The organism is Paenibacillus sp. IITD108 (assembly GCF_036541265.1).
GTDB lineage: Bacteria > Bacillota > Bacilli > Paenibacillales > Paenibacillaceae > Pristimantibacillus.
Genome location: NZ_JAZHCT010000014.1, coordinates 105,143 through 120,599, shown reverse-complemented (window position 1 = coordinate 120,599; position 15,457 = coordinate 105,143). Strand labels below are relative to the sequence as shown.

Genomic DNA, 15,457 nt, shown 5'->3' with positions numbered 1-15,457 from the left:
CTTCATGCTCCTCCCAATTGGCGATAGGAATCGGATTCGGATCCCAATAGATGCTTTTTCATGAAAACGTCCACCTCTTCTATTGACGGCATCGCTGATTGAGCGCCGACCTGGCGGATCGCCAGAGCTCCCACAGCATTGCCCAGGCTAACGGCTTCCTCCACGCTTCTGCCCATGGCCAGCGCATAGGCGAATCCCGCGTTGAAGCAATCGCCTGCTCCGGTCGTATCGACCGGATCAGTTGGATAAGCGCCAATATGCTGGAGATCGGCATCCCGGATCAAATACGCACCCTCCGCGCCGGCTTTGGCGACTATCGTCTGCACACCTTTGCGGAGCAATATATTCGCAGCTTCTTTCAGCTGGAGCACGTATTGATGATGGCGGTTCGCGTAATATTTTACTTCCGTCTCGTTAGGCGTCATATAGTCGATATATTTAAAAAGAGAGTCGGGCAGCTGAGAGGCCGGGGCGGGATCAAGCACAATCGTTTTGCCTGCCTGCTTCAGCCTTTTCATCGCATAAGCGATCGTTCCTATCGGAATTTCCAGCTGGAACAAAAAGATGTCCGACTCTATCAGGTGCGACCAATGCTCATCGATATCGGAAGGTGTGAGGTGCCCGTTAGCCCCTGGCGAGATGACGATTTGATTTTCACCTTGAGGATCAACCAATATCATAGCGGTTCCCGTCGAAGCGCCTTTTTCCACACGAATCCCTGCCGTATCCACGCCGTTCATGCGAAGATTGCGAATATAATCACTGCCATGGATATCGTCGCCGACCTTGCCGACCATTTTCACATTTGCGCCAAGTTTCCCTAAAGCGATTGCCTGATTGCCGCCTTTCCCACCGAAGAAGGTGGAATAGCCTGCGGCTGTCAGCGTCTCGCCAGGCTGCGGGAATCGTTCGACTGCCGCTACTAAATCTATATTCAAACTGCCGATTACACATATTGATTTCATCCGTTTCTCTCCCATTGTGCTCTGATCGTATAATAAGAGCTTATTCTTTTACCGAACCCATAACAATTCCATGAATAAAATAACGCTGCAAAAATGGATAAACGACTAGGATTGGCAGGGATGCCAGTATAATTTGCGCCGATATGGACGTCCGGTTTGTTAGCGAGGCCATCACGGTCTGCTGATTTGCATTAATAAGATTGCGGGAAGCGAGCACGACATGCAGATAAGTCTGCAGCGGATAGTTCGCAGTGTCGTTCATATAGATTAAGCCGTCGAACCAAGCATTCCAGTGGCCGACGACGCTGAATAGCGTAACCGTTGCGATGACTGGCAGCGATAGCGGAATGAAGATTTGAGTCATGATCTTAAATTGGGAAGCTCCGTCGACCAGTGATGCTTCCTCCAGCTCCTTAGGCAGCTGGCGCATGAAGTTAATCATCAGGATGACATTGAACACGGGCACCGCGCCGGGCAGCACAAGCGCCCAGATGGAATCGATCATGCCGAGCTGATAGATGATCATGTACATCGGTATTAAGCCGCCGCTGAAGAGCATCGTGAACACCAAAAACCAGATATAGACGTTTCTCCCGCGAAAATAGCTGCTTTCCTTCGATAGCGGATAAGCCATAATGATCGTCAGGATGAAGTTAATCAAACCTCCGGCCGCAACACGCTGAACGGACATTCCGAACGCATCCCAAAATTTCCCCATCTGCAAAATCGTCATATAGGAATCCAGGCTGAATTCTATGGGCAGCAAGCCTACGATGTATTTGGAGGCAGGCCCCTCACCGCTCAAGGAGACCATCGCGATATGCCAGATCGGAAGGAGGCATAGCAGCGAGATAACGGTCAGACCGATATAGTTGAAAACGTCGAATGGCTGCAGTCTGTTAAGTCTTCCGTGCATGATAGAACCCCCAAATCATTAGAAAATGCGGTAATTAGCGTAACGGCTGGCGAGCCGGTACGATAGGACGATTAATACGAACCCGATCATTGATTTGATCAAGCCGATCGCCGTGGATAAGCCGTACTGCGCTTGAATCAATCCCATTCTGTAAATATAGGTGTCAATAATATCTGTCGAGCTGATGACCATCGGATTGTACAAATTGAAGATTTGATCGAATCCGGCATTCAAAATGTTTCCGAGACTCAGGGTGGACATTAAAACGATTACAGGCAGAATGCCGGGAATCGTAATATAGACTGTTTTCTGCCAGCGGGTAGCCCCATCGATTGCCGCCGCTTCGTAAAGTGCAGGATTGATCGAGGTAAGCGCCGCCAAATAAACGATTGTAGAAAAGCCGAATTCCTTCCAAACGTCGGATATGATAATCATGATACGGAACCAGAATTCATCTCCGAAGAAAAAGATAGGATTAACGCCAATTGCCTCTAATGCCTGATTGAATGCTCCGCCGTTAATGGATAGAACATCTACCATAATGCCGCCCAGTATGACCCATGACAGGAAATGAGGGAGATAGACGAGGCTCTGCACCGTCCGCTTGAACCACATCAGCCGCGCTTCGTTCAGGAATAACGCGAACACGACCGGCATAACCAGTCCCGCAACAATTTTCATCAATGAAATCTCAATGGTGTTTCGGATCGTCTGGAACGTATCTGGCAGCTCGAACAGAAATCGGACATGCTCGAGGCCAACCCATTCGGAAAAAATAAAGCCTTTCGAAGGATTAAAATTTTGAAAGGCGATGACGATGCCGAACATGGGCAAGTAGGCGAAGAGCAGCAGCAGGACCAAGCCTGGGGCAAGCAGCAGGTGGAAGAAAGCGACATCTTTTTTTGTTATTTTCATAACTTCCCCTCCTGAAGCACATGATTGGATGAATAGAAGGGGGGATGACGAGAGTCATCCTCCCCGGTAACCGTTACTAGTTGGCAGCAGCCCATTCGTTGACCTCTTTCGTAATGTCGTCTCCGCCAAGCGATTTCCATTCCTCTACGAATTTATCGAACGCATTGACATCGGCTTTACCCATAATGATTTTTGTGAACGTTTCGACCTCAAGCTTATTCAGATTCGCAAGACGCTTCGTCATCGTTTCAGTTGGAGCGCCGAGGAATGATTCGTGAATGAATTTGTCGCCATACTGCGCCAGCACATCTTCCGATTCAAGCAAATATTTGTAGTACGCCCAGCCGTTCGGCTCGTTATTTTTATAGGCGTCCCATTTCCATATGCCGTCCGGATGGGTGACGAGAGTTCCATCGTTTTTGTCTGCGGCTTCTTTGAACTGTTGGCCGATGACCATGTTTTTGCCTGGATCGTCGAAGAAGTATGGTTTGGCGTATTGATGGATTTCCTTGCCTTGGTATTTCTCGCTGCCTTGGATGTCTTTGTAGAACAGGTCATTGTATTGGCCGCCCTCGATCCAGAGCTCCGCCCACAGGTTCATCGATTTAATGAGAGCTTCCGGATGCTCTATGCCTTTGCTTGCCACCATCCAGCTGAATACGTTGTTAGGACGCTTTACTACCAGGCTTCCGTCAGCTGCCGTTGGAATCGGATAGGCGTTCCAATCAGAATCCGGTGTATGCGTCATCGTTGTTTGGAGCGGATATAGCGGCTGCCAGAAAGCGCCAAAGTAGATGCCGCCTTTGCCAGCGCCGATATCGTCCGCTGTCTTGCCCCAATCCTTTGCTCCGAATTCCTGGTCAATGGCTTTGGATGCGTACAGCTCTTGGAGCTTTGCAAGAGCATCTTTCATTTGCGGCTGAATGCTGCCGTAGACGAGCTGGCCATTGTCTTCCTTGACCCACATCGCCCGGTAAGCCTTGAATGCCGCAGCAACACCGTCGAAGCCCATGCCAAGCGCGTTATCGAGCGCCATGCCGTATGTGTCTGCTTTATTGTTGCCGTCCGGATCCTGTTCTGCAAAAGCGGTCGCGACTTGATAGAGCTCATCGATCGTCTTCGGAGGCTGTAAGCCTACCTTTTCCAGCCAGTCTTTACGGATGTACATGATGGCAACGTTTTCGTAGTAGTCGTTCGGAATCGGCATACCGTATATTTTTCCGTCCTTTTTGGCCGGTGCGAATCCGTTGTCGCCCCCGTATTCCAGCGCCTGGCGCAGCAGAGGAGAGGCGTATTTCTCATAGGCTTCCGTCAAATCAGCCAATTGGTCTTGATTGATCATTCGACTCATCTGGGTCAAATCTACCTTAGTGATATCGGGAATGTTGTTTGTGTTGATGGCGAGATTTAATTTCTCAACCGTTTGCGAAGCGTCAGTGACCCATTTATTTGTAAATTTGATGCCCAAAATGTCCAAATAGGTTTTCGTCATAATGTTGTCGTCAATGCTTTCGCCTTCCGCGAAGAGCACATTCGTTCCTGTCGTGCCGATGACCGACACTTCGATCGGCGGATCATATTTGCCGAGAGGATCAGTGGCTTCCGCAGGTTCCTGATTTTTGCCCGTTTCGCTAGGCTGCTCCGGCGCTTTTGTCGCGCTGCCTCCTTCGTTAGTGCCAGAGGAGCAGGCGGATAGCACAATGAGGACCGATGCGACCATTATCGCGATAATGCTTCGTACTTGCTTGTAAGTCATATTCAATCGCCTCCAAATAGATAGTATGTTATTGCTTCTGTCCGAGCTTAATAACGTTAATATCATCAATCACAATGTCGCCGCTGCCTTTCAGGCCCCATACGAGGCGAAAGTCCTTTTCCTTGCCCGTATGAACGACTAAAGATCGAATTTCACTCTCTTGCCGGCTATTGCCTGCCCATCGGTGAGACGAGGCCGTCATGCCAGATTTCGCCGACTGAGAGGCGAGACGGAACGTGCCGCCTCCGTTCGGGCTCGCGAGCGTTTTCCACCTGAAGGTGATTAAATAAGCAGAGTTCGGACTAAGCTTGAGCCGATCCTTCCGGCTATACAGGAAGCTGCGTTCGTCCGATACGGAGGACACCGACCAGCTTCCGTGCAGTCCTTGCGTGCCGTTTAAGCTGCCCGCAGATTGACCGGTGCCGAACTCATAACGCGAGCTTCTAATATCGCCTGATTCGAATGAATCGTAGGCCGCTTCGGCGTGCTTCGTAATGACGATGTCATCGATTGCAATCGCTCCGCCGGAGCGCAATCCCCAGATGAGGTAGTAGTCGGTATAGCCGGTGTCTGTCGTAAATGTCACAGTCTTGTATCTGGATGCCCCGGAATCGTCCCGCCATGTCGTAAAGCCCTTGTCATGCGAGAAGCTTCCGCTGCCCGTTCGGGCGAGAAAGTAGTAAAAGCCGTTGGGTCCGGGGGATGCAGAAGCTTTGTACTTGAAGCTGACCGTGTACGTCGTGGCGGGCTCAAGCTGAATTTTGCTTGTATCGCTATACAGGAATTCTGTCCAATCCTGTGCGGCGGGGGCACTGCCGAAAGCCGAATATTGCCCGCTGATGATTTGTTCCGCTTGGCTCGTTAAAGCTCCGGCTCCATGAAAACCGCCAACGAACTTGGATGAAGGAAAAGAACCGCTTTCAAATGATTCGCGAATGGATGACTCTGCAGGAGGTGTCACTGTTTCGTTTGTCACGGTTATACTGCCTAACGGATAGCGGTTTTCGGAATCGCGGCCTGCGATGCCGAGCTGGATGGCGGGACTGCCTTGCGCGTCGACAAGCGCGACGCGAATCTGGTAGTTTCCGGGCGCCAGGCTAGCCGGCAGGCTGAAGCTGGAAAACACTTCGTAGACTTCGCCGGCAACGAAGCCGGTGAGATCAAACGAATCGTCAACTGCACTCCAGACGGTATTGCCGCCAGCATCCGTCAAATACAGCTTCAGCGGATAATTGTTGTAGCTGCGTCCGGTTCCCGTATTGCTCCATAGCTGCTTCAGTTCAAAGGAACCGCCCCCTTTGACGATGGAAGGATACTCCGCCTGGTTCAAGACGAGGCGATAGCCCATTCTTCGGTTCCCTTCATCAATGAGATCCGGCCGCTCGGCGTAGAACGAGGCTGCTCCGAAGTCCCCGTCATGCCCCATAATGGTGATGTAGTTCGGATGCAGCTGGAGAGCTTCTTCAAGAGCGGTGTCAGGCGAGTAGCCCGAGCCGTTGCCTTTATAGTAGCCGTACCCTCCAAAAAACTCCGCAATCAGTGGAAGATTCCGATTGCTGCGGAAGAATGATTCCAGCAGCTGTACATCGTACTCGCGCAGCGCGCCGGCAGCGCCGTCTCTGCGGAACGTCAAATTCGGCTTGGTCAGCGCGTGGTCGAAGGCGGACCAGCTGAGATAGTCTTCATAGGACTGAGGGTTGTTCACCGCAGGCTCCATTTCGCTCCGCCATTCGTAGGAATTGGAGAGTGCCAGTATTTTCTTGCCTTCCCATGCGTCGTACCACTTGTTAATAATGGTCCTGAGCGTGGCGATTCGCTCGGCGTAGCTGCCAAAGTCATGTCCGCTGTGCCATTCGCCCCAAGTGCCGTAGCCTCTTAAGTCGACGATATCGAGCCGTGCATCGTTTTTGTAGCGGTCCGCGAAGGCAATAAGGAACGTCTCCAGCTTTTTCATGAACACCGGATGCGTATAGTCGGGCAGCTTGAAGGAATAGCCTTGGTCGAACCGTTCTTGATAAGGCACTCCGTACTCATCGAACAGCCACTCTGGAACGCTCTTCGCGTAACCGTACCCGGATATCATCATGGCATCGGTAGAGATGCGAAAATGAATCCGCTTTCCTAAATTCGACCAGTAATTGATCGCTTGATCCAGCAGCGCCCAATCATATTGGCCTTCGACTGGCTCGAGCTCTCCCCAGTGGGTGAGAACGGCTACGTTGCCGACTTCGGGATACGTTCCTGTCCGGCCAGCGTCCAAATGACCGGGAATCGCATTGTCGATTAGCACCCAGCCCATGTCCGGGTTGTGCAGCACCTCGTCCGTTAGCTGCAAAGTTACGCTGACGTTCGCCCCGTTGTTTGTTTTTTTGCCGGCTGCCGCCGATTTGGGCGCTGCGTTAGTCAGCGTCGCGAGCGCGACGCAAAGCAGCAGTGCCGTGAGCCGTCTTCCAGCGGCCCCCCGAATGATCATCCCCATTTTGCAACCTCCTCTTTAATCTAAAAAAAGATGGCTCGTAAACACTTAAGTGCTTACAGCCATCATTATAGGAGGGATATGGTCTACTATTTTAAGGAGTTGAAGTCTACTCTTATATGCCCCTTACTTGCCGCTGACGAGCAAACGTAACTACTGCCAATTACCGCAGTGCATTCATTCGTTCGTCCATTGCCGCCAAGATGTCCTCGACGGTCCCATGTCCCGCGATCCAGTCCTGGAAGCCGCTGCATAGGGCATCTGCTACGCCGACTGGCCATGCTTGGTTGCTGAAGTAGACGGAGTCATTCGTTTTCATTAATGCTGTGTATTCGTCGAATACGGGAATGCCGAGATCTTCGCCTTTGTACATTGGAAAGACATTGTAGTTCTCCTTATACAGCTGGTAGAGCGGTGAAGCGGGATCGTATTGATAGGCCAAAATATCCAGCACCTCCGTCAAATGTTTTGTATTGTTGTTAATAACCGTGCCGCCGGCTGGTCCGACAGATAAGAGCAGCGGACGCCCCGGCTCATTGCCCGGCAGCGGCATAAATCCGCGAGTGAAGGCAGCTGTACTTGGATCCGTTAGCCGGCTGTAGTCCCAATTGCCGTTGAACATCATCGCTGCTTTGCCTTCGTTGAACAAGGCTGCCGCCTGAGCTGCACCGATATCCAGCGAGCTGCTTGCGATATAACCTTTGTCGTACAGCGACTTGTATTGGGTAAGCACCTCTCGCCATGCGGAATCGGCAAACGTGCGCGCACCGTTAATCAGTTCCTTGTCAAAATCTGGATTATCGGCATAGACGAGAGAAGCGGCTAGCTGGTACACACCGAATTGAATAAACCAGCGGTCTTTGTCCGGCATGACGATAGGAATAATGCCCGCTTGCTTCAGCGCTTCACACACCTGCAGGAATGAAGGCCAGTCTGTTGGGAAGGAGGCGATGCCATGCTTCTCGAACAGGTCTTTGTTGTACCAGGTTGCCATAATGCTTAGCCCTTTAGGAATGCCGTACACCTTGCCGTCCACGGTGAATCCCTCCAGAGCGTCAGGCGCAAAGCTTTTAACAATTTCTGTATTCGTCAGATCCTTCAAGTAACCGGCATGAACGAGTTCCTCCAGCTGGCGCATTGGCCACCATTCAAAAAAATCAGGTCCTACGCCGGACGATAGCTGTACGAGCAGCGTTTTCGTATACGGGTCTTCGGGCAGCATCTCCGGTTCAAGCCGAATCCCTTCAAATTGCTCTTCGACGGCGCTGGGAAATTGTTTCGTTACATAAGGATTGATGTCTTCCGCATCGGCTGCGACCCCCATGTGCATATAGTGCAAGATGATCGGCTGAGGTCCGGATTGATCAAGCGGTTCCTTATTCGAACAGCTGGATAGCAGCATGCCTAGTAACAGAATAGAGATACAAGATAGGAAGAAGGACGTTCTAGTGGCAGGCAACAAATTCACCTCATCGTTGGGAAATTATGCTACAATTATATCTAAAATCGCTTTCATGGAGAAGTCGTTGCATGAAATTTGCCTGGGGTCTTAAAAATCGGCTGCTCGTTGCACTGCTGCTTATTTCGCTCATTCCGATCGTCATCGTCGTTGTTGTCACATCAAGAAACTATGCGACGCTTGTCGAGCGGCAGGTCCAAGAGGTGTCCGCGAGTGTCCTGGAGCGGTCGATGATTCGGATATCCAACCAGCTTGAGGAGATCGGACGCGTATCGGAGTATATCGCGTATCAGCAGACTGCCGGAGCCGACACTACATTGTCCTTCTTGAAACAATACACTAAGGGAAGCTCCCCTGATGAATATGGAAAGCTCCGGAATGAGCGGGATTTCCGGGCGGCTACTGAAAGTTTGCTGCTTAGCCATGATTATATCGAGGGTTTATTTTTGTTTGCCGAGGATGGGACGGTATTTTCCAATACGAAAGGTTCAGAACTAAAGCTTGGCTACAGCCCGTTCGATTCGCCCTGGTATCAGAACACACTGGAGCTGCAAGGGCAAATGTACGTTGGTAATATGGATTATCAAGATTTTTTGCTGTCCGACAAGATGTTCATTACATTCTCTCGCGCGCTCTACGATCCGAAGTCCAAACAAAGAATCGGGGTCTTGCTTATCAATTGCAGCAAGAGGCTGTTCGACGATTTGAAGCTTAGTGTATTGGAAGACCAACATATTACAGTAATGAACAACATCGGCTCTATTCTTTACGGGGCAGGGATGGACAAAGGAAGACCGATTGTACTGGGAGGGGCGAAGGGCAGTCTGGTGGACAAGGGGAATAATCGTTTGCTTGTGTACGATACCTTCTCCCCATATGACTGGCATATGGTCATTTCGGTGTCGCTTGCTTCCATCACGGGGCAGGTGAAGTCTACGCTCACCTTCGCAGTCTGGTTCGGAGCTGGATGGTCGATCGTCGCCGTCGCTTTGTCGATGTGGATTGCCAACACATTCTCGAAGCCAGTCAGTCGAATCGCGCTGCTCATGAAAAATTACGAGAAGGGCCTGAAGTCTCCGAGTCTCACACGGTACATGCAGAGAACCGATGAAATTGGTATCTTGTATACCCAATATTTCAACATGCTGAAGCAGATCGATACACTCGTCCACGAGCGTTATCACGGTCAGATCATCGCCATGTCCGCAAAGATGAAGGCGCTTGAAGCGCAGATCAACTCGCATTTCCTGTTTAATACGCTGACTACAATTAATAGCATCGCCGAGTTAGAGGATGTCGACAGTATTGCTGAAATGTCTAAGGCGCTTGGCGATATGTTCCGGTACAGCATCAAGATGAGCCGCGACGAGGTCAGCCTGCGTGAGGAGCTTGAACATGTGGGCAATTATATAAAGATCCAATCCTATCGTTACGGAGACAAAATCCGTTGGCAAATCGATATTCCTCCTGAGCTTTTGGACATATCGATGCTGAAGCTGCTCCTGCAGCCGATTGTCGAGAACGCGGTCTACCATGGCATCGAGATGAAAAAAGGAAAAGGCACCGTTCGCATTGCGGCATACGAGGATGAAAGAGGAGTATGGATCGAGGTTGTAGATGACGGGGTTGGTATCGACGAAGTCAAATTGAAGCGGCTGCGCGAGATGCTGGACAGTCCGCCGGAATTCGAGCAGTTGAACGCAAACACAGGCGATACAAGGTCGATCGGTGTGTACAATGTGCATGCCCGTATTTCCCTTTATTATGGTACGCCGTATGGGCTGCAGGTCGAGAGTATGGAGAACGGCGGTGGGACGACGGTCCGATTGCGTCTGCCTGCGCATGCGCTGAACGGAACTAAAGAAGGACACAGTACGAGATAGGGGAGACGCCTATGTACAGATACATCGTGATCGACGACGAAGCCTTGATTCGGAAAGGGATTGTTAAGAAGATCGCAGCTCTGGATATGCCGCTAGCATGGGTCGGAGAAGCTGAGGATGGAGAAAAAGGACTGGAGCTGGCGCTTAAGGAAAGCCCTGATATCGTGCTCACTGACATGCGCATGCCTGCCATGGACGGCGTTTCCTTGCTGCATGCTTTATTCGAACGCTGCCCGGGTGCGGAGCTGATCGTCATTAGCGGCTACTCGGATTTTGAGTATACGCGGGAAGCGATCGCAACGAATGTATCCGATTATATCCTTAAGCCGTTCAATAGTAACGAGCTTAGAGCTTCGCTGGATAAAGCGATCGCGCGTATCCGGGAGAAGGAGTTGAAGAGGCAAGGCGATATGGAGCAGGCATTGGAGCTGGAGCTGGGAAAGTTGTCCGCTTGGTTATGCAGGAGCTCCGAGGATGAGCGACCGTCTGCACCGCCTGCCACGTTCCAATCTGCTCCGATCCGGGCTTTATTATCCTCGCATTCACTCGCGGTCGGTTTAGCAGCCTCCTTCGATGGAGCAGAGTGCCGGCTGACGGAAACTGTAGAGGGAGGCTTACCGCCGTCTGCTGTCTGTTTGGAGCTTGCCCATCCGGAGAGAGCGGACATGACGATTCTCGTGCACGGAGTCCATGCGGGGGCAGCACAATCGGCGGTCGTCAATCTGCAAAGCTTACTTGCCGAGAGTCAGTCTTCCGGCGAGTGTTTCGCCGGGGCTGTGAGCAGCGATTATCACAAGCCCATTGACCTGCCTCTCGCATACAGGGAGGCACTCAGCATGCTGGAGAATCGGCCTTTTGGGCAAAGAGCAGGCTTGTATCAATCGCCTGCTTCGGGCTTGGCGGCGAGCGGAAAGAGACCGGAATGGAAATGGGCGCGTAAAGATGACCTGCTCTACGAGATCGAGGAAGGTCATGTACCAGGGGCGGTTTTGCTGGCTGAGGAGCTGTTCGACTTTTGCCGTCAGAATGAATCAATCACATTGGCTCAAGTGAAGCATGATTGCCTCACATTGATTCACGCATCGGCCGATCGTCTGGGAGCAGCCCATCCGGCTGAGCCCGAATGGGAGCGCCGAGTGCTCACCTCTCTGCAGCAGGCTCTTGATCCTTTTGCGGTCGAACGGCATTTCGTTCGTCTGGTCAAGGCGGCAGCCGAACGTGTCCTCGCCGGGAGCTCGAAGGTTGCCGGGCAGATGCAGCAGATCAAAAATTATATTAGCCTCCGTTACTCGCAGCCGATCCGCCTGGAGGAGGTAGCCGAACGATTTTATCTGCACCCCGTCTACTTGAGTATGGTGTTCAAAGAGAGCACGGGCGAGACGTTCCAGGATTATTTGAAACGCCTCCGTATGGAACGGGCCAAGCAGCTGCTGTCCGACACGAAATACAGGGTCGATCGAATCGCCAGCATGATCGGTTACGAGAATACTAAATATTTTTATAAAGTATTTAAGAAGGAATCGGGGTATACACCAGCGGAATACCGCCGGCAGCGTCATTCGGAATCATAAGGCGGATATTCATTCAGGCTGCAATCGATAAACATCATATAGGCCGGAAAGCCAAACTACATGGAACTTTTATTTTGTGTGACCAAGAAAATTGCTTGCGTCAATTTTGGGGGGCTAACATGATTTTACCAGGTTTAGTTTCGGTTACGTTTCGCAATCATTCAGTAGAAGAGATTATTGAAATGGCCAATGAGGCAGGGCTGCAAGGTATTGAGTGGGGCGGTGATATTCATGTGCCTCAAGGGAATGTGAAGCGGGCTTTAGAAGTAGGCAATTTAACTAGGCAAGCGGGTCTCAAGGTGGCAGCATATGGATCTTATTATCGTGTAGGCTGTCAATCAGCAGGGATAGAGCTGTTCGAGAACATTTTGGAAACAGCCGTTAGTCTAGGGGCACCTACTATCCGAGTGTGGGCGGGGAATAAAGACTCTGAGAATGCGGATTCGGATTGGCGGGCACTTGTTGTCGAGGAAAGCCGGACCATTGCTGACATGGCCTTTAAGAAAGGAATTACGATTTGTTTCGAGTATCATAGCAATACATTAACAGACACTGCTGCAAGCGCTATGGAGCTGCTTCAGCGATGTGATCATGACAATATAAGGACATTGTGGCAGCCTTCTATTTCTATTGATCATGTGGAGAGGCAAAAAAGTTTAGAGATCGTATCGCCGTGGCTTTCTAATCTGCATGTCTATCACTGGCAGGATGGAGAGAAATATCCGCTGCAAAGCGGTGAGAAGGAGTGGCTGAATTATTTGAAGACTGCTTCCTTAATTAGTGGGGATCGTTATGCGTTATTGGAGTTTGTGATGGACAATAGTGTGAAACAATTTAAGGACGATGCCCGGACATTGCGGAAAATTCTTGCTTCGATAAACTCTGCTTAGCTACGCGGTATAATACTGATGCGTAAAGCAGTCTGGGGGGAGCAGCATAAAGGCGTTTAAAGGGATGTCATACAAACAGAAATTGCTTGTTTTTTCTCTTCTAATAGGCATTTTGCCAGTGCTTATTCTGGGCGGGATATCGACCAAGCTTTTTACAAATTTGGTGCAGGAAGAAGTTGATCTGCATCAGCAGAGCATTTTACGGCATTTTCAAACTCAGCTCGATTCCTACATCACTCGTCTTGATCATATGTCGGTATCGCTCGCTACGAATTCGCTTATTCTTAAAGGGGTTGAAGCGGGTGTTTCGGTTGATTCGATCGATACTTCAGTGGAATTTATTAATGAAATTCAGAATATGGTCACGAATACGGATATCCCGATCAACATAACGGTTATCTTGAAGCGGCATAATGCTGTTTATTCTCATCTTTCTGGTATTATGCGACAAATTGAATATCCGAATAGTGAAATTCTCAAGCTGCAGTGGACAGGCAGCAACACATTTTACAAAATCCCACCCTATACGTATCAAAATCAGAGTGATCTGCTAATTGTACGCGCAATTCCGGTCAATTCTCCGTCACCGAATGGTATTTTGGTGCTTCATCTGGATATGGCTCGTCTCATGGAGATAGTAGAGCAGACGTTGCCTGCGGCTAGTCGCGGATTGCTTGTTTTCGACGATCAGGACAGTCTTATTGCAAGCGGCGGAGACTGGGAGAGAGCTGACGGCGTTTATTTGAAGGAAGCGATCGCTCGTCTCTTCTCCGAGGCGAACGAGTTGCCTGGCCGTATTGAGGAGAAGGGAAAAATATATTTGCTGACGACGATCAAATCGACGTCGAACGGCTGGACATACGTGGCGGTAACCTCTTCGCAAGAACTGTCAGCCAAATCGAATCAAATTGAGAAAGTGTCGCTGATGCTTATATTGGGCATTTGTTTGATATGGGGGGCTGTTGCTGTAATGGGTTCCAGAAAGCTTGTCAATCCGTTGCAAAGCCTGGTTGCTAAATTTTCCGGTCATGACGTTAAGCATCACAAGCACGACGTCATTACTACACTTGACCGGACTATGCATGATATGAAATATGTGAATGAGCGGCTAATGCTGCAGATTAATGAGCAAACGCCAATTTTGAAGGAGCATGCCTTGCTTAGTTTGCTGCGCGGGGTGCTTTCTAGCGATAGCGATGCAAGCCGTAACTGGCGAACATACACAGAAGCGCTGCAAGGGGACTGGTTCTGTGTTGGTATCGTAGAAATCGATCAAATGTCGGAATTGAAGCAGCAGTATAAAGAAAATGATTTATGGCTGATTATGTATGCACTCCGGAAACTGGTTGAAGAAATTGGCGAGGCGTATCGTCCGGTACTTGGTGTTTCGACCAAACCCGGTCAGATCGCTTTCTTGATGGGGCTGGATGAGCCAGGAGAGGAAGCAGATGAACTTACCCGACGGTTTGCCGCAAACATCGGCGAGCAGGTAAAGCAGTTTTTCTCCTATTCGGTGTCTGTCGCGCTGGCAGAGCCGAGGTATGGCTGTGAAAATATTCATGTTTCTTATCGGGAAGCTCAATCGTTCATGATCTACCGGTTGACGATGGGACCGGACTCCTTGCTGTTGCCGGAACGGATTCGAATAGCAATGAACCAATCCCTTAGCGAACTGATCAAAATAGAACGGAAGATCATCTCAAGTATGGTACAAGGTGTTTATGATCAAGCGAGCGATGGCGTCGGGGAGTTGGTCCGGGAAGCGATGCAGTCGCTTCACAGCTTGGAATCGATGGCTGGCTTGCTCGTCCATTTGATAGGCGAGCTTGAAACGGCGTTCCAGGATTACGGCGTAGAGCTCACAGAGGTCATCGGTTCCGATGCAATATTGCAAATATACGGATTGGACCGTTCCGAGCAATTGCTAAAGTGGATGGATGAACGAATCATTGAGCCGATCAGACTGCATATGGAGCAGCATCAGGTTCCAAAACGCAGAAAAATAGTGCAGGCTGCGCTTGCGATGGTGCGAGAGCAGCTCGAGAGCGATATATCGCTGCAGCAAATCGCGGATGATTTGCAAATTTCTCGCCCTACACTCAGCAAATGGTTTAAGGAAGAAACAGGGGAAGATTTCCGAGAGCATCTTATTCGCATCAGGATGGAGAAAGCGAAGGAATGGCTGCAGCATTCAGATATGTCGATCAAGGAAATTTCTGAACGTCTGCGATACACATCGGTACCGAATTTCTCAAGAATATTTAAGCAGTCTACAGGTATGACACCGGGCGTTTGTCGAAACTTGCTTCGTGAAGAAAGTGTTTAGTCGGATGGAGAAGAACATGTCGAATATATGAGCAGTAGTAAATATGACGGCTAACAAATGGAAGAAATTTCCCATCTCAGGTTGTTAGCAAGAATGCCGCTGGAACATTCATGTTCCGGCGGCTTTATTAAAATATAGGGGCATTAGCTGCTGCTTTTAACCTCTTATCGTTTCGTGCGATCTATTATCTTTTTGTTCCGAGAAGTCTTACCAAGTGATAATTGCAGTGTATTGCCTAACATGACAAGATGATTTTGCCGGCGGAGTGATCCGTTCTGAACAATAAAAAAATTTGCAGGA

Annotated in this window: 10 protein-coding genes; 4 read left to right on the top strand and 6 right to left on the bottom strand. The window is 50.0% G+C overall.

The genetic code is table 11. From position 1 onward, the window contains the following. Window positions 1-2 precede the first annotated feature (2 nt). The 6 genes from rbsK to V1L65_RS14245 form a co-directional block, all read right to left on the bottom strand. Window positions 3-965, bottom strand: coding sequence for a ribokinase (gene rbsK, locus V1L65_RS14270; protein WP_331699852.1), 963 nt, complete (start codon window positions 963-965; stop codon window positions 3-5). 40 nt (window positions 966-1,005) lie between these two features. Beyond that, complete coding sequence (locus V1L65_RS14265; RefSeq protein WP_331699851.1) at window positions 1,006-1,881, bottom strand: carbohydrate ABC transporter permease; 876 nt, start codon at window positions 1,879-1,881, stop codon at window positions 1,006-1,008. An 18-nt stretch (window positions 1,882-1,899) separates the two neighbouring features. Beyond that, a complete protein-coding gene (locus tag V1L65_RS14260) occupies window positions 1,900-2,796 on the bottom strand; it encodes an ABC transporter permease (RefSeq protein ID WP_331699850.1) in 897 nt (298 codons plus the stop codon). A 76-nt stretch (window positions 2,797-2,872) separates the two neighbouring features. Beyond that, window positions 2,873-4,552, bottom strand: coding sequence for an extracellular solute-binding protein (locus V1L65_RS14255; protein ID WP_331699849.1), 1,680 nt, complete (start codon window positions 4,550-4,552; stop codon window positions 2,873-2,875). Window positions 4,553-4,580: 28 nt separating this feature from the next. Beyond that, window positions 4,581-7,031, bottom strand: coding sequence for a DUF4832 domain-containing protein (locus tag V1L65_RS14250; RefSeq protein ID WP_331699848.1), 2,451 nt, complete (start codon window positions 7,029-7,031; stop codon window positions 4,581-4,583). Window positions 7,032-7,191: 160 nt separating this feature from the next. Further along, the gene (locus V1L65_RS14245; protein WP_331699847.1) at window positions 7,192-8,487 is read right to left on the bottom strand and encodes an ABC transporter substrate-binding protein; all 1,296 of its coding nucleotides are present in this window, start codon (window positions 8,485-8,487) and stop codon (window positions 7,192-7,194) included. A gap of 71 nt (window positions 8,488-8,558) precedes the next feature. On the opposite strand from V1L65_RS14245, the gene V1L65_RS14240 reads away from it, so the two are divergent. The 4 genes from V1L65_RS14240 to V1L65_RS14225 all read left to right on the top strand — a co-directional run bounded on the left by V1L65_RS14240 (window position 8,559) and on the right by V1L65_RS14225 (window position 15,157). Further along, a complete protein-coding gene (locus V1L65_RS14240; RefSeq protein ID WP_331699846.1) occupies window positions 8,559-10,370 on the top strand; it encodes a cache domain-containing sensor histidine kinase in 1,812 nt (603 codons plus the stop codon). A gap of 11 nt (window positions 10,371-10,381) precedes the next feature. Then, a complete protein-coding gene (locus V1L65_RS14235) occupies window positions 10,382-11,941 on the top strand; it encodes a helix-turn-helix domain-containing protein (protein WP_331699845.1) in 1,560 nt (519 codons plus the stop codon). A 119-nt stretch (window positions 11,942-12,060) separates the two neighbouring features. Continuing rightward, the gene (locus tag V1L65_RS14230) at window positions 12,061-12,831 is read left to right on the top strand and encodes a sugar phosphate isomerase/epimerase family protein (protein ID WP_331699844.1); all 771 of its coding nucleotides are present in this window, start codon (window positions 12,061-12,063) and stop codon (window positions 12,829-12,831) included. 64 nt (window positions 12,832-12,895) lie between these two features. After that, window positions 12,896-15,157 carry a helix-turn-helix domain-containing protein gene (locus V1L65_RS14225; RefSeq protein ID WP_331699843.1) on the top strand — a complete coding sequence of 754 codons (2,262 nt, stop codon included), beginning with the start codon at window positions 12,896-12,898 and terminating at the stop codon, window positions 15,155-15,157. Window positions 15,158-15,457: the final 300 nt, after the last annotated feature.